We start from the raw sequence: 19,736 nt of genomic DNA on the forward strand, positions 1-19,736 counted from the left end.
GCCTAGTATTTTGCTACCAATGGCATACGCCTTCCAATACCAAACGCTTTACCCGAGATCCTTAAAGTTGGGGCCGTTTGAAAACGCTTGTATTCATTCATATTGACTAAGCGAACAGCCTTTTTAACGGTTTCCTCCTCAAAACCATCATTGATAATTTCGTCGGGCGATTGGTTCTTCTCAATATATCGGAATAATACAGCATCAAGCACATCGTAATCAGGTAATGAATCAGAATCTTTCTGATCTGGTCTTAATTCGGCCGAAGGTGGCTTAACAATGGTATTTTCAGGTATTATTTCTTCGTCTCGGTTTATGTATCGGGCCAATTTAAAGACATCAGTTTTATATACGTCACCCAATACTGATAAACCACCGTTCATGTCACCATATAAGGTTCCGTAGCCAACAGCAGCCTCACTTTTATTGGAGGTATTTAATAGAATGTGTCCAAACTTATTCGATAATGCCATAAGCAATGTACCACGAATACGTGCCTGAATATTCTCTTCTGTCACATCAGCTTCCTTACCTTCAAATATCGGACTCATAAGGTAATTGTAACTGTTAAAAATCTCTTTAATGGGAACAATATCATATTGTATACCCAAATTTTCGGCCAAATCAACCGCATCTTTAATGGAGTGATCAGACGAATATTGAGAAGGCAACAACAATACCCTTACATTTTCTTTACCCAATGCCTCTGCTGCAATTGCAACTGTAACTGCGGAGTCAATTCCACCCGATAGTCCAAGTGTGGCTTTAGTAAAGCCCATTTTCTGAAAATAATCACGCACGCCGGCAACCAGCGCATCATTGATCAACTGAATTGGTTTTGTTGGCCTTGGAGGCGCTACTGCATCAGAATCAACCATTTTCAGGTCAATAGTCAGGTGATCTTCGTTAAAGGCACAGGCTTGCTGCGTAATATCTCCCCTGCTATTAACAACCATACTATTACCATCAAAGATAAGTTCGGTGTTGGCTCCCACCTGGTTCACATATATAAACGGAATTTTATACTGACGCGCCTTATTGCGAACAATATCACGGCGGATATCAACCTGGGTATAAGAAAATGGTGAAGCTGCAATATTAATGGCGAAATCAGGCTTTTGCTGCATTAATTTGTCCATTGGAGACAAAGTGTACAGTTTGTCGCGTGCAAAAGCATTGGCAACCGGCTGATCATCCCATATATCTTCACAAATTGTTAATGCGATCTTCTTACCCTTGATCTTTACTAATTCGAAAAGAATATTTGGTTGAAAATAGCGGTACTCATCAAATACATCATAATTAGGAAGAAGTGTTTTTCGCACAATTTGCTTTATTCCTCCATCTTCAAGAACATAAGCTGTATTAAACAGGTTTTTACCCTGCGGTTCAGGATTAATTTCAGGGCCACCAACAATTGCCGATATACCCACACAATGTTTAGCTATACGATCAATCGTGTCAATACAGCTTTGAATAAACTCTTTTCGCTCTAGAAAATCATAAGGTGGATATCCACAAACTGACAATTCAGAAAAAACCACTAAATCAGCTGCTTCTTTTTTAGCAGCTTCAATACTGTTGATCATCTTATCAGCATTGGCCTCAAAGTTGCCAATATGATAGTTTAATTGCGCTAATACAATTTTCATTACTTCCTTCCTGTTGCTTTATTTATTATTAACTCTTAGAAGATGATTCCAAATTGAAATGTAAATCGGTTTAATGTGGTTTTATCATCAATAGCATTATCTGTTACATCCAGAAAACCACCACTGTATATTAATCCCAGCATCATGTACGTATCTCCGCCAAGCGAATATTCCATTCCTCCACCTAATTGATAACCTAAATCAAAAAAGTTAACCTCATTTTTCAGGTTGTTACCTTCGCCATCATTGGTTTTAATATTGTATTGAGTATACAAACCAAACTGCCCGTAATAGCGTGAGCGATGGAATTCATTGGTGATCAGTTTTAATGCAATTGGCACCTCTATGTATTTTAAGCGGTAGGTAACATCTCCGGGGTATTCTAAATTGCCACCTATTTCAACCGGATTGTCAGCAGGGTAGCTTAACTTACCCCCTGTGGTATTAATCGTTAAACCTGTTGAAAAAGCATAGTTCGTATCGAAAAAACGATCCATTACCACACCAAAATTATATCCAAATAAGTTGCCATTGCCATCAACTGAGCTGTTATCGGAGGATAACCAAGATATTTGTGGGCTTAAAACAAATGATAACCGTGTTCTTTTATTGTCCTGGGCACTTATATTTGTTGCTAAAATTAATCCCAGTAATACAAGAAGGGTCGAATGTCTCATTATAATTCTATTTAGGTTGAAATTTCAGTACAAACATAGTTAAAACATGGATTTCATCCACTTTTTTTTGTCTCTAACTGCATATTTTCGAAGCTTTCGTATTTTTACCTCATATTTGAATTTATAACCATGAAACAAGTATTATTTATCCTAACGGTATTCGCTTTGATTTTGGGTGCGTGTAACTCAAGTAAAGGACCCGACGTCAGCCATATCCATTTATCAGTTGAACCTCAGCTGTTTTTCATTGATCTTTTTGAAATGAACGAAGACGATCTTGATAATGAAATCATCAGGCTACACCAAAAATATGGCACTTACCTTGATGCCTACAGTCAGCAAATCATAAAGATCGGCAGCCCCTCAAGCCCTAACTATAATAATTACTTATCCAGCTTTTTAAACTATGAAGACAACAAAGATGTTTTTAAAGCCTGTAAGGAACAATATTCAGACACTAAGAATGTGGCTGAAGATTTAACAGAGGCTTTCAAACATTATAAATACTACTTTCCTGAAGCGGAAATTCCGCAAGTTTATTTACACACCTCCTATTTTCATCAAAACCTGGCAATGGATTCAGGTTGGGTGTCAATAAGTGTTGAGAATTATTTAGGCGCTGATTGTGAATTCTATGAGTGGCTGGCTAAACCTCTTTACTTAAGACAAAAAATGATTCCAGAAAAGTTAGTGCCTGATATTATGAAGGCCATGGCCATTGGTAATTTTTCTTTTGAAACAAAGAACGAAGACGTTATCAGTAAAATGATATCACAAGGAAAAGTACATTACTTCATTAAACAAATGATTCCGGATATTCAAGATACTTTATTGTTTGATTTTTCTGAAGTTCAATTCAAATGGTGTGAAAATTATGAAGCTGACATCTGGGCCAGTATGGTAGAGCAAAAACACCTTTACGAAACAAATCGTATGGTGATACAAAAATACGTTGGAGACAGTCCGTTTACCTATTATTTTGGCAATGAATCGCCCGGAAAAGCAGCAGTATTTTTAGGCTATAAGATCATTGAAGCCTACATGAAGAATAACCCTGATACTTCCCTTGAGGATCTGTTAAATATCAAAGACGGGCATCTAATTTTACAGGAAGCCAGGTATCGTCCGTAAATAGTTGAAGCATGAAAATAAGCCTATTACAATACGCTCCTCAGCTCAATAACTTACAAGCCAACCTGGACGCTATCTCTGCTTTAATGGCTCCTTCAGACAGCGACCTTTATGTTCTTCCTGAATTGTCAAACTCAGGTTATAATTTTATTGACAGGCAAAACGCTTTTGATAATTCAGAGTCGATCGAAGACAGCATATATATTCAAAGACTGATGGCGTTGGCCAAAAACAAGAATGCACATATTGTTAGCGGCTTTTGCGAACGTGATAATGATAAACTGTATAATTCATCAGTTTTGATCAATTCTGAAGGTGTGGCAGGCCTTTATCGTAAGTTGCATTTATTTCTTAACGAAAAAGATTATTTCGAACCTGGCAATAAAGGATTACCTGTATTTGATACTCCAATAGGTAAAATAGGCATGCTTATTTGCTTCGACTGGATGTTTCCTGAAGCCTGGCGTACACTGGCCTTAAAAGGAGCTCAAATAATAGCGCACCCTTCCAATTTAGTATTACCTTATTGCCAAGGCGTAACCCCCTCCTATGCTTTGGTCAACAGATGCTATACAGCTACCGCCAATCGCATTGGTACTGAAGGAGATTTAACTTTCACAGGGCAATCTGTTCTGTCTGATATTAACGGCAAGGTAGTTATTAAAGGCAGTAAGGATGAAAGTCAGTTATTATCTGCAGAAATTGATATAAGTTTGGCAGATTCTAAATATGTGACCGCACGTAACCATGTATTCGAGGACAGAAGAAATGATGTTTACGGCGATTTAAATATCGGTACTAATGATTGAGCAAAAGAAAGAACTCAGAAAGAATGTAAGGGAGTTAAAAAAGCTATTAAGCACTGCGGAAAGAAACAGACAGTCCAAAATAATTCATCGGAAACTGGAAGAAACAGCCCTTTTCAAAAGCGCCAGATCAATTCTTTTGTATTGGTCATTACCTGATGAAGTGCCTACTGAAAGTCTGGTCAATAAGTGGTTTAAAGATAAGAAGATATACTTACCTGTTATTGATGGTGATGATTTAAAAATCGTTCAATATACAGGAGAAAGTTCATTGGTCGCCGGTGATAAGTACGGCATTCCAGAGCCTGACGGACCTGTATTAGAAGATGAACAAAGCATTGAAATTGTTATTGTTCCCGGAGTTGCTTTTGATACCAATAATAATCGCTTGGGACGAGGTGCAGGCTATTATGACCGCATATTAAAGCGAATACCATTCGCTAACAAAATTGCATTTGCCTTTGATTTTCAAATGGTAGATACAGTGCCTGTTGAAGAGCATGATATCAAAATGGATATAATAATAAACCCACATTGATCACAATGCGGGTTTTGTATTTTTGAATGGTATCTATTTTGCTATACCAAAAAGATCGTAGTCTTCTGAATCAGTAATCTCCACATTGTAAAAATCACCAACATTCAGTACTTCATTTTCATCTTTATGCAACAGAACTTCCTGATCAACTTCAGGAGAATCATATTCAGTTCGACCAATAAAATATTCCCCCTCTTCCCTGTCAATGATCACTTTTAGGGTTTTACCGACTTTCTCAGCATTTATTTCTTTGGCAATACCGTTTTGAATTTCCATTATACGATCTGCACGCTCCTGCTTTACTTCCTCCGGAATATCATCTTGGTATTTCTTATGAGCATAAGTATCGTCTTCATGTGAATAAGGGAAAACGCCCAGTCTCTCGAAACGAATATCTTTTACAAACTGCTCCATTTCAGCAAAATCCTGTTCTGTTTCACCCGGATGACCTGTTATAAATGTCGTTCGTAAATGAATATCGGGTACCTGAGTACGCATTTCTTCCATCAAACGATACGTTTGATTCTTACTTACCCTGCGACGCATAATACCCAACATATTATCACTAATATGCTGCAATGCTATGTCAAGATAATTACAAACTTTCGGATTCTCATTGATGACCTTTAATACATCCAGTGGAAAACCAGCAGGATAAGCATAGTGCAGGCGAATCCACTCTATACCATCAATAGCAGCCAGTTTATCAGTTAATTCGGCCAGTTTATAGTCTTTATATAAGTCGTAACCATAGAATGACAGATCCTGTGCAATTACCTGTAATTCTTTAACGCCGGTATCTCGTAATCGTTTTGCTTCATCTAACAGGTCATCCATAGGACGACTCACATGCTTTCCGGTAATGATTGGGATTGCACAGTAACTGCAGGTACGATTACATCCTTCTGAAATCTTTAGGTATGCATAATGAGCAGGAGTCGTCAACGAACGCTCATTCATTAAATCACGGCGATAGGTTGCCCCTATTTCACCAACAATCTCTTTCCAGTCGAATTTACCATAAAACTTATCCACTTCAGGAAGCTCTTTCTTTAACTGTCCCGGATAACGTTCAGACAAGCAGCCCATCACATATAACTGCTTTATATCACCGCGTTTCTTTGCCTCGGCAAACTCTAAAATGGTATCAATTGACTCTTCTTTTGCATCAGCAATAAAGCCACACGTATTAATAATGGCTACTTCACCGTCTGGTGTTTCTGCATCGTGTGCTACCTCTATCCCATTGGCTTTAAACTGACGAATAAGAAACTCACTATCCACCAGATTCTTTGAACACCCAAGGGTTACAACATCTACTTTCTTTCCTTTTGGCACAGACATCTTATCTTATTTATATGCAGAGAGTTTCTGTTATAGTAAAAGCCCTCTATTAATTTAGGTACTTAATTAGTTAAATACATTACAAAAGAAGGCTGTTATAATAACAGCCTGTACAATTTCTTATCTGAATAACGAATCAACAAACTCGTCACGGTTGAATACCTGAAGGTCCTCAATACCTTCTCCAATACCAATATACTTTACCGGAATGCTGAATTGGTCTGATACACCAATAACAACACCGCCTTTTGCAGTTCCGTCAAGCTTGGTAATTGCCAAGGCAGAAACCTCTGTAGCAAGAGTAAACTGCTTCGCCTGCTCAAAGGCATTTTGTCCGGTTGAACCATCAAGCACCAACAATACCTCATTGGGTGCGTCAGGAACAATCTTTTGCATCACTCGCTTTACCTTCGTCAGCTCATTCATTAAGTTGACCTTATTGTGTAATCGACCCGCTGTATCTATGATCACAACGTCTGCTCCCTGGTTTTTAGCCGATTCCAGGGTATCAAAAGCTACAGACGCAGGATCAGAACCCATACTTTGCTTTACAATCGGTACGTCAACACGATCGGCCCAAACAACTAACTGATCAATTGCAGCAGCACGGAAAGTATCAGCAGCGCCTAACACTACTTTCTTACCAGCCTGCTTAAACTTATTGGCCAATTTACCAATGGTGGTCGTCTTTCCAACACCATTAACACCAACCACCATAATGACATATGGATGTTCGCTTTTGGGCAATTCAAACTGACTTACATCACCGGATCTGTTCTCGGCTAATAGTTCTGCAATTTCCTCACGAAGAATATCATTGAGCTCCGACGTGCTTAAAAATTTATCTTTGGCAACGCGCTCTTCAATACGCTCAATGATCTTAAGGGTGGTATCAACACCTACATCAGAGGTGATCAACACTTCTTCCAATTCATCAAGCACTTCGTCGTCAACCTTTGTTTTACCAACTACAGCACGCGTCAGCTTCTTAAGTACACTTTCTTTTGTTTTGGCCAGTCCTTTATCAAGACTTTCTTTCTTGGCTTTGTTAAAGCTCCCGAATAAACCCATGAATATTAATTTTTAAGGGCCTAAAGATATAAAAAAGATATATACGCCAGATAAAAGACAAGGGTATTAGAACTGATTTTAAGTAGTTTTTTGTATCCCGCTCAAATATTAGCCATGAAAGGCATTGATCGTTCACAAATAAAGCTTGAATTAAGAGTATGAGAGTATGCGAAAAACAGTAGTTCTGAAGGTATATCCGGCAAAAAGTGCTTGAGGGAAAAATACTGCCACTACCTGATGTATTAGTTCGTAGCTATCTCTGGTATTTTATTTGAACTAAAGTTACAGCGCATTCTCATATTAGCTATCGTGACATTGCTTTATTGCGATATATTATAAGCCAGCCAGCAGATGTCACTATGGGCATTTTGTGTAAACTATATACCCGGAAACAGGAATTTGCATGCAATGCTTTTTTAAATCCAGTTATTACCAACAAAAAAGCTTCCCTGTAAACAAGGAAGCTTTTGTGCTATTAGTTGAATTTCAAAAATTACTTCTTGAAATATTCTTTTGCCATTTCGTTTGGTACAATCTCTTCACGGAATGTATAAGCTCCGGTTTTCTCAGACTTTACCATTTTAATCACTTTAGTGTGACCTTTACCTTCACCTTTTTGCAATGATGCTACTGCTTTCTTTGCCATGGTTAATCAGTTTTATTTGATTTCGCGGTGTAAAGTAACACGCTTCAAAATCGGATTATACTTTTTTAACTCCATGCGATCAGGAGTATTTTTTCTGTTCTTTACGGTAATATATCGGCTAGTTCCTGGTTGTCCGCTTTCTTTGTGCTCAGTGCACTCCAAAATAACCTGAACGCGATTACCTTTTGCTTTCTTTGCCATTTCTACTCCTTATTAATAGTTAGCAATAAATCCTTTTTCTTTTGCCTGCTTAAGGGCTGCTAACAAACCAACTTTGTTGATCATACGCAAACCAGATGCAGATACTCTAATGCTTACCCAACGATCTTCTTCAGGTAAGTAGAACTTCTTCTTGAAAAGATTGATATCGAATCTTCTCTTGGTTCTTCTTTTTGAGTGAGAAACATTATTTCCCACCATGAATGATTTACCAGTTATTTGACATACTCTTGACATCGCTCAACAGTTTTTTTCGGATACATTTTTCAAACAGAGCGCAAAATAAGTCATTTTTATCGGATAATACAAATATTGAAACTTATAATTCAATAGTTTTTTCATTTTTTATTGATCTGCGATATGACCTTTGCATTCCATTTGCAAATTTAAGCATTTAACATCAGCTTCTGAAAGATTGTCCCAAATCTATTATTATTTTATTCAACTTCCTGTCTGCATGGCCATATATATCTATGCATCAGCAAACAGCCACCTTATCTGCAATAACATCCCCTCAATTGTTTTGATCAGCACCCTTATATAAAGCTAATTTTATCCAAATCAGGGAATCTATTACGCTCATACCTATATGAATCACCTCTTTTTGAAACCATTTAAAACGACATGGGCAATCAGATCATTAGCATACGACTTATCGCTCGCTTATGTTTAATGATAAAACACAAAATAACCAAGGTCCTCATAATTTCAGGCTTTGCAGATAGTATGTTCATTAAATTGCTTAACAAAATGCATCGACTATTTTTTCATGCACTTTCCTTCCAGGCCTATACTTCTGTCTTTTTCAGATGTTGTAATAATAAAATTAATCCGGCATCAGAAGAGCGTTGTATGTTCCTGGCCCTGATTTTGCCGAAATTAAAACACTCACTTTTAACACCAAAGGCACCAGCTATGGCAATCCAAACAGTACCAACAGGTTTCTCATCAGTTCCCCCGTCAGGACCGGCAATGCCCGATGTTGCTATTGCAAAATCGGCATTCATCAAAGACCTGACGCCTGTTGCCATTTGCTCAACAACTTTCTTACTTACAGCTCCAAACTGTTCCAGTGCATCATTGCTGACTCCAAGAACGTGTTCTTTTATGGCGTTTTCATAAGCTATTACCCCACCTTTAAAGTAAGCCGAACTACCAGGGATACCAGTCAGCAAATGACCTATATTACCGCCAGTACAGCTCTCTGCTACTGAAACTGTTTGGCCATTCTTTTTCAAGACATTACCCAACAGTTGTTGAACGGGCAGATCTTCTTCCCCAAATATATGCTCTCCTACGATCTCATATAAACCCTTTATCAATGAAGAAAGATCTTTATTCGCCTGATTTTCGTTATCTGTTTTCGCAGTAAGACGCAGACGGATCTTACCCGGATTAGGCAAGTATGCCAGTGTTATGTAACCGGGAATACTATTTTCCCATTCTTCCAGCTTTTCTGCCAAAACCGCTTCTGGTATATTAAAAACCTGAATTGTTTTATGTATAATGTGACCGGTATCGTATCGCTTTTGCAGACGAGGAATAATCTCATTTTCCATGGCCGTTTTCATCTCGACAGGTACCCCGGGCATCGACACGATTACCTTTCCGTTTTCATCGAACCACATTACAGGTGCGGTCCCAACAGGATTCATTATAACTTCACAAGATTCGGGTACATATGCCTGGCTCTCATTTTGCTTATTAATGCCCTTAACACGCCCCTTTAACAGATTTTTCATGGCATCATAAGCATACTTATTAAACACAAGTTTAGAATTGAACAGAGCGGCAAGTGTTTCTTTTGTAATATCATCCTTGGTTGGTCCTAAACCTCCTGTCATTAGTATGATATCAACCCGTGACATAGCATCCTTTACAGCAAATGTAATGGCCTCACGGGTATCCTGGATCGATGTGATACGTGTTATATCAAATCCGGCTTGATTAAGCTGTTGACCCATCCAGGCAGAGTTGGTATCAATAACCTGTCCGATCAAGAGCTCATTGCCTATTGTAATTATTTCTACTTGCATTTTTTTTAGTTGAAGAGTTTAAAAGCTTAGAAGGAAACAGCCTTAGTAACTGAAAACATCCCGGTTACATCAACCATTCACAATACATATATGACCATTGTAATAAACTTACTTGTTCCCCTTAATTGCGCGAATTCTTTGCAATAACGGTGGGTGTGAATAGTGAAAAAACACATACAAAGGATGCGGTGTCAGGTTGCTTAAGGCATTGGACGAGATGGTTTTTAAACCACCAATAAGAGCTGAGCCCAAACCAAAACCATTGGCATATGCATCCGCTGCATATTCATTCTTGCGCGATAGAATGGTCATAAATATACCGGCAACAAATGATACAGGTGAGTATAAAATACCAAAGGCCAATATGCCAATGTGAAAATTAGGCTCCTCAACTCCCAGTGCTTTTGACAACAACGGTGAGCCTACTACCAGACCAAAAACAAATAAGATAACACCCATTTGAATGACACCTGTTATTGTACCCCATAATGTATGCCTTAGTTTATAGTGGCCAATTTCATGTGCCAATACCGCCACAATCTCATCTGTCTTTAAATCCTTGATCAGTGTATCGTAAAGGACAATACGTTTCCGACTGCCTAATCCGCTAAAAAAGGCATTGGCCTTGGTACTTCGCTTCGATCCATCCATCACATATATGTTATCAAGGTTAAATTCTGCTTTAGATGAAAAAAACTCTATAGCATCACGTAACTCGCCTTCGGCCAAGGGTGTTTGCTTATTAAACAATGGTAAGATCAATGAGGTGTAAAACATGGTCATAAAGATGGTAAACCCACTGATAACCATCCAGGCATATAACCAAAAGAGATCACCGGATATTCCGTATAACCAAATGACCAGGGCCATTAATGGCCCTCCAATCAACACTGATAATAAAGTGGACTTGATCATATCTGTAACAAAGGTCAAAGGCGTTGTTTTATTAAACCCAAAACGCTCTTCAATGACAAATGTGCCATAGATACTGAAAGGCAGACTAATGATGGAAGATCCAAGGCCTATAATGGCAAAAAACAATAAGGACTGAACTGTGGCATTGGAGCTCATCTCAGTAACCCAGCTATTGATAATGGCAAACCCACCAAAGAATAACATGCTCATCATCACAACAAAACTCACTATTTCACTTAAGACTCCAAAGCTGTAATTGGCCTTTTTGTAATCTTGTTGTTTGCGGTATTTATCGTCATCATAAATTCCTTCAAGCTCTTCAGGAATCTTAGTTTTAACTGTTTTATTATTTAAATAATCGAGCCATTGATCGAATATAAACTGCCATGTAACTATAGCGATTATAATGTAGAAAATCTGATCTGAATTCATTTAGTCGTTTTTTTAAAGCACAAATATAAGCTGCAAAATAAAATATCTTCCATCGATTAGAACAAACAAGAATCAATCGACTTCCTTGCCATACTCATTTAGAGTGATTGAGCAGGCTTACACAACAACTAATATTACAAAATTTAAGGCATTAACAACATACATAGTTCATCGCTTAAGGAATTAAACATTCCGATCGTTATCAATGAGTTTACGCTAGCTATTCATCCATATATCAACAGCCTGATTAAAAGCTTTTGCAATTTTATTTTTCAAAGCACTATCAGCTGCATACTTCTGGTTCATCTCAAACTCAATACCAAGGTAATTTAGTGGCTCAAGGTCTCTGAAATATCGCACAAAACCGTCGGGCTTACCCCTAAACGGATAATTGAAACGGGTACGGTAATCAGGCATAATCTTCTTTAGCTCGGCTTTCCAGAGTTTTGCAAACTGCTTCTCCTCCTCCCTTTCCGGATTATATAAAATACCAAAATCTGTTTGTCTGATTTCACCATTTAATTCGGGTGTAAAGGAATGAACCGACAGGTGAAGTACTTTCTTTCCACGTTGCCACAATTGCTCAATTTCCTTTTCAAATGGTCTCCTATAAGCATAATAATAATCTTCAAGTATCTGTGCTTTCTCTTTTTTAGTCAATTCCCTTGTAAACTCTGAAAATAAACTCCGCCGATACAGCGAACGGTTAACATCAACCAGTAAACGACTAGTCGTAGCAGCCTGTTTGTGTGCTATATAATCACAATCTAAAACATCAAACAACTCTAAAGCTCCAATATCGTAGCCCCTGTGTGTTTTTAGCTCTTTTCCTGCCTTTTCAAATAGTTTTATATACGTTTTCGGTATATTATTCCTCGCGTGTTCACATGAAACTACGACCGTCTTAGCACTACTCATTTTTATTTCTTTAGTTGCATTATCAACGATTCTCGATCCAGGATTTTAACACTCTTACCCCTGGCCTCAATCACTCCTTCATTATGCAAATCGCGCAAAGCCCTTCCTAAAGATGGTCTTGTAACACCAAACATATTGGCTAACTCTTCCTGGCTTTTCTTCAATAGTATTTCACCATCAACCGGACCTGCAAGCTGCAATAAATAATGGGCTATTTTACCCCTGATCGTCTGAAATGATAAAAAGCGTATCTTATCTGATAAAAACTGTGTTTTGCTCGATATCATATTCATAAAATTGTTGAGGAATGCTGAGCTTAATTGCATCAAAGAGATAACTGACTTTTTGGGCAAGTGAAAAATTTCAGCAGAGTTGTTAGCCACAATATTGACCGGACAAGTATTATTCTCACCAAATAAGAAAGCAATTGCCAGTGGTTTTGGTGGTTCAATATCTTCAATTTTAATCGCTTTACCCGAGAAATCTATCATCTCACCTTTAACACTTCCTTTTAACATGATCATTAATGAGCGACATTCTTCTCCACTTTGAGCGATCATATGGTTTTTCTCATATTTTTTAATCTGGTAAGGAATTTTCTCCAATAATTGACTTAATTCCTGATATTCAATACCTTTAAATAAGGGACATTTAGTTAGTGCTTCCATGTATTAAGTAATTTTGTACCAAATTATAAATTAATTTCGATTTTGTAACATTTGTTACAGCCTGCCTGTTGCCCTCTTTCTACATTTGCATTGTAAAATTGATAAAAAAGCTTGTGCGATGATAAGAGACATGATAAAAATAGACGAGGACAAATGTAATGGATGTGGAGTTTGTATACCCTCGTGTCACGAAGGCGCCCTTCAGATTATTGATGGCAAAGCCAGATTAATTAGCGACTTAATGTGCGACGGTTTGGGTGCATGTCTAAATCACTGCCCTCAGGATGCTATGACAATAGAAAAAAGAGAGGCAGAACCATATAATGAAATAAAGGTGATGGAAATAATGGTTGACAAAGGTATTAATACCGTTATTGCCCATTTAAAACACCTAAAAGACCATAACGAGTTTACATTTTTAAAGCAAGCTGTTAAATGGCTCAGGGAAAATGAGGCTAATTTAAGCTTCCCTCTAAAAGATGTAATCAGTGAAGTACATGGACATCAGCCTGGAGCTGAACAGAAAGAAACAACCAAACCTTCTGTACTTGAAACGGGTCATGCCGGTGGTGGTTGCCCAGGGTCGGCACCTAGGGTTATCGAACGTCCTTCAGTTGCTCCTATGGGAGGCGGATGTCCGGGATCAGCCCCAAAAACAATAGAAAGACCTTCTTCTGATTCAGCTGAAGCAACTGGTGCAGAAGCCCCGTCAGAATTACGCCAGTGGCCTGTTCAAATGCATTTGATCAATCCGATGATGCCTACTTTCAGAGATTCTGACATGGTATTGGCTGCGGACTGTGTAGCTTTTTCAATGGGTAATTTCCACAGCAAATTTTTACGCGGTCGTAGCGTCGGTATTGCTTGTCCAAAATTAGATAGCGAACAAAATTCCTACCTGGACAAACTAGTAAGGCTGATTGACGAAGCCAGGATCAACACCTTGACAGTGGCTATTATGCAGGTTCCGTGTTGTGGTGGATTATTACAGTTGGCAAAAGCCGCAGTTGACCAGGCAACGCGCAAAATACCAATTAAGGCAGCCATCGTATCTATTGAAGGTGAAATCCTTAGCGAAGAGTGGGTATAATCATTAAAGACTCACTGAAGCTAATCAACAATATAATTTGGGTTAGGTAGCAGTGGGGAATGTCGGAACCGTCCAAGCTTTCCGGGGTAGTCGCCTCAGCATTGACATTTCCCACTTTTTTTTAGAAGCTTAATGTATTAATAATCAATATAACTAAAAACCAGTAATCATGAGTATGTTTTGTTACCAATGTCAGGAAGCAGCCAAAGGAACTGGCTGTGAAATTAAAGGAGTTTGTGGAAAAACTTCTGATGTAGCTAATCTTCAGGATTTGCTAATGTACACCACCAAAGGTGTAGCCGTTTTAAGCCAATTGGCTGATGAAAAAGGACTGAATGGTGCAGCAGCTAATAAATATATCATCGATGCAATGTTTATTACCATCACCAATGCCAACTTTGATCGTAATAAAATCGTTGCAAAGATTAAAGAAGGTTATGCTTTACAGGATGAAATAAAAGGACAGATCGACCTTCCTGCCAATCTTCATGACAGTGCTGTTTTTCGCGCTGCCGATGAAAACGAAATGGAATCCAAAGCTTTATTGATCGGTATATTATCAATCGAAAATGAAGATATCCGCTCGTTAAAAGAACTATTGACATATGGACTTAAGGGAATGGCTGCTTATGGTGAGCATGCATGGAACCTTGGTTATGAAAATGAAGAGATATACACATTCGCTAAGAAAGCATTGGTAGCCACTTTATCGGATGACATTTCGGCCGATGAGTTAGTTGGTTTAGTTCTTGAATGTGGTAAGTTTGGTGTTGATGTTATGGCTTTGCTCGATAAGGCTAATACTGAATCTTTCGGTAATCCTGAAATCACTTCAGTAAACATTGGCGTGGGTAAAAATCCTGGTATATTGATCTCTGGTCATGATCTGAAAGATTTAGAGGAGCTATTGGAACAAACACAGGGAACGGGAGTTGATGTTTACACCCACAGTGAAATGTTGCCCGCTCACTACTATCCTAAATTCAAAAAGTACGAAAACTTTGTAGGAAACTATGGTAGTGCATGGTGGAAACAAACTACAGAATTTGAAACCTTTAATGGTCCTATTCTATTTACGACAAACTGTATTGTTCCACCAAAAGCATCTTATAAAGATCGTGTTTACACAACAGGTGCTTCAGGATTTGACGGTTGTGTTCACTTCCCTGATCGTGTTGAAGGAAAAGCAAAAGATTTCTCCGCCATTATCGAGCATGCTAAGAAATGCGCGGCTCCAACCGAAATAGAGACTGGTGAAATAGTTGGTGGATTTGCTCACAACCAGGTACTTCAACTGGCCGACAAAGTTGTTGATGCAGTAAAAGGTGGTGCCATTAAGAAATTTGTTGTGATGGCGGGTTGTGACGGACGCATGAATGACCGTAACTACTATACCGACTTTGCCAATGAGTTACCTCAGGATACCGTTATTCTAACTGCAGGATGTGCTAAATACCGTTATAACAAACTGCCTTTAGGCGATATTGGTGGTATCCCACGAGTTCTGGATGCAGGTCAGTGTAATGATTCATACAGTCTTGCCGTGACAGCACTTAAGCTTAAAGAAGTATTTGAATTGGATGATATCAATGATTTACCAATTGTATACAACATTGCATGGTATGAGCAAAAGGCGGTAATTGTTTTACTGGCTCTTTTACACCTGGGCGTTAAAAACATCAACCTTGGGCCTACATTACCGGCATTTTTATCTCCTAACGTTGCTAAAATATTGGTTGAAACCTTTGGTATTGGCGGAATCAGTACAGTTAAAGAAGATATTGAAAAGTGGATCAATTAACAGCCTCATGAATTCACTGAATAATTAATGGTTATACCTGCACCTCATTAGAGGTGCAGGCTTTATTGTTTACAATTACCTGCATCATAGTTATTTAGAACAAATATTAATAAGTATTTAATTACTCTAATCCGTTGAAAAACCCTTAAAATCAAATTATCTTTTTTTCACTAATCTAAATCGAATTTATATGAGCAAAAAGCTAATTGACTTTCTTAAACCTCCAGAACACTGGAAAGTACCGGTTATACTGGCCGCTGGTGTCTTTGTAGGTTTAGGCTTTTATGTGTTTTATGTATCCAGGGCTCATTCCTACCTGTCGGATGACCCCAAAACATGTGTTAACTGCCATATTATGGCACCACAGTTTGCAACCTGGAGTCATAGTGCACACCGTGAAGTAGCAACTTGTAACGATTGTCATGTTCCACACGACAATGTATTCAACACCTACTTCTTTAAAGCTAAAGATGGAATGCGACACGCAACCATTTTTACGATGAGAGCCGAACCTCAGGTTATCTTTATTCAGGAAGAAGGACGTAATGTTGTGCAACAAAATTGCATCCGTTGTCACGAACAACTTATCACAGATGATAAATTGCTGGCTCATAAGCCGGACGTTCATCGTGATATTGACGGCCGCCTGTGTGTTGACTGCCATCGTGAGACTCCGCATGGACGCGTCAACAGTTTATCAAGTGTACCTAATGCAAGAGTCCCGGTTCCGGAAAGTCCGCTTCCCGACTGGCTAAAAGATTTAAAAGAAAAATAACCTAAATCAAAAAATCACATGAGTCGAAATTGAATTTTAAGCTTTTACAAACATTCAGAATGTATACTATTCAATGAGACATGTGACAAATGAAAAAATTTATTTACATGAAACCGATACGAGAACAAATAAAGGAAAATCCCTGGCTAGGCTGGGCAATATTTTTCGTGACAATAGTTGTAGTATTTCTTTTAGGCTTGCTGGCGTCATCTGTTATGGAACGTCGTGCTGAAGCCGTTTTTGCCTATACACCTAAAGTTGAACATTCGCCAACTGAACCTCGCAATGAAGTATGGGGACAAAATTTCCCTAAGGAATACCAATCATACATGAAAACAAAAGACACTACTTTTGCCAGTAAATACAATGGTAGTGCAATGATCGATATGCTTGAAGTGGATCCCCGTTTAGTGGTTCTTTGGGCAGGCTATGGATTTGCAAAAGACTACAATCAGGGTCGTGGACATGGATATGCAGTTGAAGATATTCATAAGACATTACGTACTGGCGGTCCTACCGAGGACAAACACAGTCCAATGCCTAACACATGCTGGACTTGTAAAAGCCCTGACGTACCTCGCTTAATGGCCGAAATGGGACCTGCTGAATTTTATAAAGGCAAATGGGATGAAAAGGGTGCCGAAGTAATGAACAGCATTGGTTGTGCCGATTGTCACGATTCAGAAACAATGAATCTGAAAATCACCCGCCCTGCTTTGGTTGAGGCTTTTGAACGAATGGGTAAAGACATTAACCAGGCTTCTCACCAGGAAATGCGTTCACTGGTATGTGCTCAGTGTCACGTAGAGTATTATTTCAATAAAAAATCTCATCCTGGTTCACCTTACCTGACTTTCCCATGGGATAAAGGCATGTCGGTTGAGGCTATGGAAGAGTATTATGATGAAATAGAGTTTTCTGACTGGACACATAAATTGAGTAGAGCTCCTATGCTTAAAGCACAGCACCCTGGATACGAAGTATACCTGACTGGTGTTCATGCTAAAAGAGGTGTTTCATGCGCCGACTGTCACATGCCATATAAGAGCGAAGGTGGTATGAAATTTACAGATCACCACATCCAAAGTCCATTGAACAATGTTGCCAATTCTTGTCAGGTATGTCACCGCGAAGAAACCGCAAGTCTTATAGAAGATGTTTACGAGCGTCAGGACCGCATTATTGAAAACCGCGATAAACTGGAAGAGTTAATCGTTCGCATGCATGTTGAAGCTAAGCTGGCCTGGGATCTGGGTGCTAAGGAAGAGCAGATGAAAGACATATTGCAGGATATTCGTCATGCACAGTGGCGCTGGGATTATGCAGCTGCCAGTCACGGAGGTTCATTCCACTCACCTGTCGAAACCGGTCGTGTTATTTCAACTGGTATTACTGTTGCCCAGGAAGGTCGTATTAAACTGGCACGTTTATTAGCCGACCTTGGCCATAATGAGGAAGTTCCTTATCCGGACATCTCAACCAAAGCCAAAGCTCAGGAATATATTGGTTTGCCTGTTGAGAAGCTTCAGGAAGAAAAAGATGAATTCCTGAAAACACTACTTCCAAAATGGAAAGAGGAAGCTAAAGCACGTGAAGCTGGTTATGCCACTTCAATGAAATAAATGAATTTAACTCAATCTGGTTAGTATAACTCGTTATATTAACCAGATTGATTATTTATTTATCACTATCTAAATCAAAAGTTTATGAAAATCAAAAATATATTGGTGCTTGCTATGTTATTAATAGCAGGTAGCACTTTGTATGCACAGGTCAAAATATCGGCCGAAGTAAGACCACGAACAGAATACAGCCATGGAAGCAAAACACCGGCTACTGAAAATACTGATGGATCAATTATAACAAGCCAGCGAACACGCCTGAATCTTGACTTTAAAAATGAAGATTTTGCCGTTGGAATTGTTATGCAGGATGTACGTAACTGGGGACAGGAAAGACAATTAACGACCAATGGTAATAATGTTGTTTACCTTCACCAGGCTTGGGCTGAATGGTTTATAGATCCTAAATTTTCTATTAAAGCAGGTCGTCAGCAACTGGTTTACGATGATCATCGTATGTTAGGTAGTGTTGGCTGGGCTCAGCAGGCTCGCTCACACGATGTAGCGTTATTAAAATACACAGGTGGAGTAAAAGTACATTTAGGTCTCGCCTACCACAATTCATCACTTAACAGTGACATTTACACTGGTCCCGACGCTTATAAAGCCATGCAATACCTTTGGCTTAACCGTAAAGGCGATTCATATTCAGCCAGTTTCCTGTTGATGAATCTTGCCCGTCCTTATTTTACCGATGATACTGGTACTGATCAGGAAACAAATAACACTACCACTATTGGTACTCACTTAAAAACGAGCCTTGGCGGCATTAATCTCGCAGGTAATTTATATTATCAGTTTGGAGAAAATCCGGCAGTTAATGGCAGCGACATCTCTGCATTTAATGTATCTATTGATGCAACTGCCGCTTTGAGTGAAAAAGTTAATGTTGGTGGTGGTTACGAACTATTATCAGGAACCGACCAGGATGGTGCTGATAAAAACAATTCTTTTAATCCGTTTTTCGGTACCAACCATAAATTCAACGGCTTAATGGACTACTTCTTTGTAGGTAACCACATTAACAATGTTGGTTTGCATGATATCTATGTCAAAGCCAATGCTAAACCTGGTAAGGTCAAGTTTAATGCTGCTATCCATTTCTTCAGTGCACACGGAGAGATGACTTCAGGTAACCAGGGGTTAGGTACTGAAATTGATTTGTTCTGCGGTTATTCGCATAAAGGCAAGGTACAACTTGACTTCGGCTATTCACACATGTTTGCCGGCGACGGGCTATACGAGGTAAAAGGCGTTGAAAATAACGATGCAGGCAATAACTGGGCATGGGTAATGTTAACCTTCAAACCTACCTTATTTGAATCTAAGAAAGACTAAATTACATGTCTATATTAAAAGAGGAGCCGCCTTACAAAAAGGCGGCTCTTTTAGTTA

General features: G+C 38.8%; 19 protein-coding genes. 8 read left to right on the forward strand and 11 right to left on the reverse strand.

Going from position 1 to position 19,736, the window contains the following annotated elements; genetic code table 11:
* Nucleotides 1-2 precede the first annotated feature (2 nt).
* Both ACRD69_RS18700 and ACRD69_RS18705 read right to left on the reverse strand, forming a co-directional pair.
* A complete protein-coding gene (locus ACRD69_RS18700; RefSeq protein ID WP_430816658.1) occupies nucleotides 3-1,652 on the reverse strand; it encodes an NAD+ synthase in 1,650 nt (549 codons plus the stop codon).
* Between the two features lie 35 nt (nucleotides 1,653-1,687).
* Nucleotides 1,688-2,329 carry an outer membrane beta-barrel protein gene (locus ACRD69_RS18705; protein ID WP_430816659.1) on the reverse strand — a complete coding sequence of 214 codons (642 nt, stop codon included), beginning with the start codon at nucleotides 2,327-2,329 and terminating at the stop codon, nucleotides 1,688-1,690.
* Nucleotides 2,330-2,458: 129 nt separating this feature from the next.
* Here ACRD69_RS18705 and gldB point away from each other — a divergent pair, with 129 nt between their 5' ends.
* The 3 genes from gldB to ACRD69_RS18720 are packed head-to-tail and all read left to right on the forward strand — an operon-like array spanning nucleotide 2,459 to nucleotide 4,804.
* Nucleotides 2,459-3,460, forward strand: coding sequence for a gliding motility lipoprotein GldB (gene gldB, locus ACRD69_RS18710; RefSeq protein WP_430816660.1), 1,002 nt, complete (start codon nucleotides 2,459-2,461; stop codon nucleotides 3,458-3,460).
* Nucleotides 3,461-3,471: 11 nt separating this feature from the next.
* Entirely contained in the window at nucleotides 3,472-4,269 is a 798-nt protein-coding gene (locus ACRD69_RS18715) for a nitrilase-related carbon-nitrogen hydrolase (protein WP_430816661.1), read from the forward strand.
* Nucleotides 4,262-4,804 carry a 5-formyltetrahydrofolate cyclo-ligase gene (locus ACRD69_RS18720; protein ID WP_430816662.1) on the forward strand — a complete coding sequence of 181 codons (543 nt, stop codon included), beginning with the start codon at nucleotides 4,262-4,264 and terminating at the stop codon, nucleotides 4,802-4,804. Before ACRD69_RS18715 ends, ACRD69_RS18720 begins: the two co-directional genes overlap by 8 nt.
* A 33-nt stretch (nucleotides 4,805-4,837) precedes the next feature.
* On the opposite strand, the gene rimO is transcribed toward ACRD69_RS18720, so the two are convergent.
* The 9 genes from rimO to ACRD69_RS18765 all read right to left on the reverse strand — a co-directional run bounded on the left by rimO (nucleotide 4,838) and on the right by ACRD69_RS18765 (nucleotide 13,053).
* The gene (rimO, locus tag ACRD69_RS18725; RefSeq protein WP_430816663.1) at nucleotides 4,838-6,142 is read right to left on the reverse strand and encodes a 30S ribosomal protein S12 methylthiotransferase RimO; all 1,305 of its coding nucleotides are present in this window, start codon (nucleotides 6,140-6,142) and stop codon (nucleotides 4,838-4,840) included.
* A 126-nt stretch (nucleotides 6,143-6,268) separates the two neighbouring features.
* Nucleotides 6,269-7,219, reverse strand: a complete 951-nt coding sequence (ftsY, locus tag ACRD69_RS18730) for a signal recognition particle-docking protein FtsY (RefSeq protein ID WP_430816664.1) — start codon at nucleotides 7,217-7,219, stop codon at nucleotides 6,269-6,271.
* Nucleotides 7,220-7,712: 493 nt separating this feature from the next.
* Nucleotides 7,713-7,865, reverse strand: coding sequence for a DUF4295 domain-containing protein (locus ACRD69_RS18735; RefSeq protein ID WP_200465063.1), 153 nt, complete (start codon nucleotides 7,863-7,865; stop codon nucleotides 7,713-7,715).
* A 12-nt stretch (nucleotides 7,866-7,877) separates the two neighbouring features.
* Nucleotides 7,878-8,066 carry a 50S ribosomal protein L33 gene (gene rpmG / locus ACRD69_RS18740; RefSeq protein ID WP_200465062.1) on the reverse strand — a complete coding sequence of 63 codons (189 nt, stop codon included), beginning with the start codon at nucleotides 8,064-8,066 and terminating at the stop codon, nucleotides 7,878-7,880.
* Nucleotides 8,067-8,078: 12 nt separating this feature from the next.
* Nucleotides 8,079-8,321, reverse strand: coding sequence for a 50S ribosomal protein L28 (rpmB, locus tag ACRD69_RS18745; protein WP_430816665.1), 243 nt, complete (start codon nucleotides 8,319-8,321; stop codon nucleotides 8,079-8,081).
* 551 nt (nucleotides 8,322-8,872) lie between these two features.
* Nucleotides 8,873-10,120 carry a competence/damage-inducible protein A gene (locus ACRD69_RS18750; protein ID WP_430816666.1) on the reverse strand — a complete coding sequence of 416 codons (1,248 nt, stop codon included), beginning with the start codon at nucleotides 10,118-10,120 and terminating at the stop codon, nucleotides 8,873-8,875.
* A 108-nt stretch (nucleotides 10,121-10,228) separates the two neighbouring features.
* The gene (locus tag ACRD69_RS18755; RefSeq protein WP_430816667.1) at nucleotides 10,229-11,467 is read right to left on the reverse strand and encodes a M48 family metallopeptidase; all 1,239 of its coding nucleotides are present in this window, start codon (nucleotides 11,465-11,467) and stop codon (nucleotides 10,229-10,231) included.
* A 216-nt stretch (nucleotides 11,468-11,683) separates the two neighbouring features.
* On the reverse strand, nucleotides 11,684-12,385 hold the full coding sequence (locus tag ACRD69_RS18760; protein WP_430816668.1) for an N-formylglutamate amidohydrolase: 702 nt from the start codon (nucleotides 12,383-12,385) through the stop codon (nucleotides 11,684-11,686).
* A 2-nt stretch (nucleotides 12,386-12,387) separates the two neighbouring features.
* Nucleotides 12,388-13,053, reverse strand: coding sequence for a Crp/Fnr family transcriptional regulator (locus tag ACRD69_RS18765; RefSeq protein ID WP_430816669.1), 666 nt, complete (start codon nucleotides 13,051-13,053; stop codon nucleotides 12,388-12,390).
* A 118-nt stretch (nucleotides 13,054-13,171) separates the two neighbouring features.
* Here ACRD69_RS18765 and ACRD69_RS18770 point away from each other — a divergent pair, with 118 nt between their 5' ends.
* The 5 genes from ACRD69_RS18770 to ACRD69_RS18790 all read left to right on the forward strand — a co-directional run bounded on the left by ACRD69_RS18770 (nucleotide 13,172) and on the right by ACRD69_RS18790 (nucleotide 19,679).
* Complete coding sequence (locus tag ACRD69_RS18770; protein ID WP_430816670.1) at nucleotides 13,172-14,143, forward strand: ATP-binding protein; 972 nt, start codon at nucleotides 13,172-13,174, stop codon at nucleotides 14,141-14,143.
* A 169-nt stretch (nucleotides 14,144-14,312) separates the two neighbouring features.
* A complete protein-coding gene (gene hcp, locus ACRD69_RS18775; protein WP_430816671.1) occupies nucleotides 14,313-15,944 on the forward strand; it encodes a hydroxylamine reductase in 1,632 nt (543 codons plus the stop codon).
* Between the two features lie 190 nt (nucleotides 15,945-16,134).
* Entirely contained in the window at nucleotides 16,135-16,719 is a 585-nt protein-coding gene (gene nrfH, locus ACRD69_RS18780) for a cytochrome c nitrite reductase small subunit (protein WP_430816672.1), read from the forward strand.
* Between the two features lie 107 nt (nucleotides 16,720-16,826).
* Entirely contained in the window at nucleotides 16,827-18,341 is a 1,515-nt protein-coding gene (gene nrfA, locus ACRD69_RS18785) for an ammonia-forming cytochrome c nitrite reductase (RefSeq protein ID WP_430816673.1), read from the forward strand.
* A gap of 84 nt (nucleotides 18,342-18,425) precedes the next feature.
* Nucleotides 18,426-19,679 (forward strand): alginate export family protein, encoded by a 1,254-nt coding sequence (locus ACRD69_RS18790; protein WP_430816674.1) that lies wholly within the window; start codon nucleotides 18,426-18,428, stop codon nucleotides 19,677-19,679.
* Nucleotides 19,680-19,736 lie beyond the last annotated feature (57 nt).

It is taken from the genome of Carboxylicivirga agarovorans (assembly GCF_050589845.1).
Taxonomy (GTDB): Bacteria; Bacteroidota; Bacteroidia; order Bacteroidales; family Marinilabiliaceae; genus Carboxylicivirga; species Carboxylicivirga agarovorans.

Excerpts from the sequence above, each read along its gene's own strand:
- ACRD69_RS18700 (WP_430816658.1), bottom strand. The coding sequence starts at position 1,652 with ATGAAAATTGTATTAGCGCAATTAAACTATCATATTGGCAACTTTGAG.
- nrfH (WP_430816672.1), top strand. The coding sequence starts at position 16,135 with ATGAGCAAAAAGCTAATTGACTTTCTTAAACCTCCAGAACACTGGAAA.
- ACRD69_RS18750 (WP_430816666.1), bottom strand. The coding sequence starts at position 10,120 with ATGCAAGTAGAAATAATTACAATAGGCAATGAGCTCTTGATCGGACAG.
- ACRD69_RS18715 (WP_430816661.1), top strand. The coding sequence starts at position 3,472 with ATGAAAATAAGCCTATTACAATACGCTCCTCAGCTCAATAACTTACAA.
- ACRD69_RS18735 (WP_200465063.1), bottom strand. The coding sequence starts at position 7,865 with ATGGCAAAGAAAGCAGTAGCATCATTGCAAAAAGGTGAAGGTAAAGGT.
- ACRD69_RS18760 (WP_430816668.1), bottom strand. The coding sequence starts at position 12,385 with ATGAGTAGTGCTAAGACGGTCGTAGTTTCATGTGAACACGCGAGGAAT.
- ACRD69_RS18765 (WP_430816669.1), bottom strand. The coding sequence starts at position 13,053 with ATGGAAGCACTAACTAAATGTCCCTTATTTAAAGGTATTGAATATCAG.
- ACRD69_RS18720 (WP_430816662.1), top strand. The coding sequence starts at position 4,262 with ATGATTGAGCAAAAGAAAGAACTCAGAAAGAATGTAAGGGAGTTAAAA.
- gldB (WP_430816660.1), top strand. The coding sequence starts at position 2,459 with ATGAAACAAGTATTATTTATCCTAACGGTATTCGCTTTGATTTTGGGT.
- ftsY (WP_430816664.1), bottom strand. The coding sequence starts at position 7,219 with ATGGGTTTATTCGGGAGCTTTAACAAAGCCAAGAAAGAAAGTCTTGAT.
- ACRD69_RS18790 (WP_430816674.1), top strand. The coding sequence starts at position 18,426 with ATGAAAATCAAAAATATATTGGTGCTTGCTATGTTATTAATAGCAGGT.
- ACRD69_RS18755 (WP_430816667.1), bottom strand. The coding sequence starts at position 11,467 with ATGAATTCAGATCAGATTTTCTACATTATAATCGCTATAGTTACATGG.
- ACRD69_RS18770 (WP_430816670.1), top strand. The coding sequence starts at position 13,172 with ATGATAAGAGACATGATAAAAATAGACGAGGACAAATGTAATGGATGT.
- hcp (WP_430816671.1), top strand. The coding sequence starts at position 14,313 with ATGAGTATGTTTTGTTACCAATGTCAGGAAGCAGCCAAAGGAACTGGC.
- nrfA (WP_430816673.1), top strand. The coding sequence starts at position 16,827 with ATGAAACCGATACGAGAACAAATAAAGGAAAATCCCTGGCTAGGCTGG.
- ACRD69_RS18705 (WP_430816659.1), bottom strand. The coding sequence starts at position 2,329 with ATGAGACATTCGACCCTTCTTGTATTACTGGGATTAATTTTAGCAACA.
- rpmG (WP_200465062.1), bottom strand. The coding sequence starts at position 8,066 with ATGGCAAAGAAAGCAAAAGGTAATCGCGTTCAGGTTATTTTGGAGTGC.
- rpmB (WP_430816665.1), bottom strand. The coding sequence starts at position 8,321 with ATGTCAAGAGTATGTCAAATAACTGGTAAATCATTCATGGTGGGAAAT.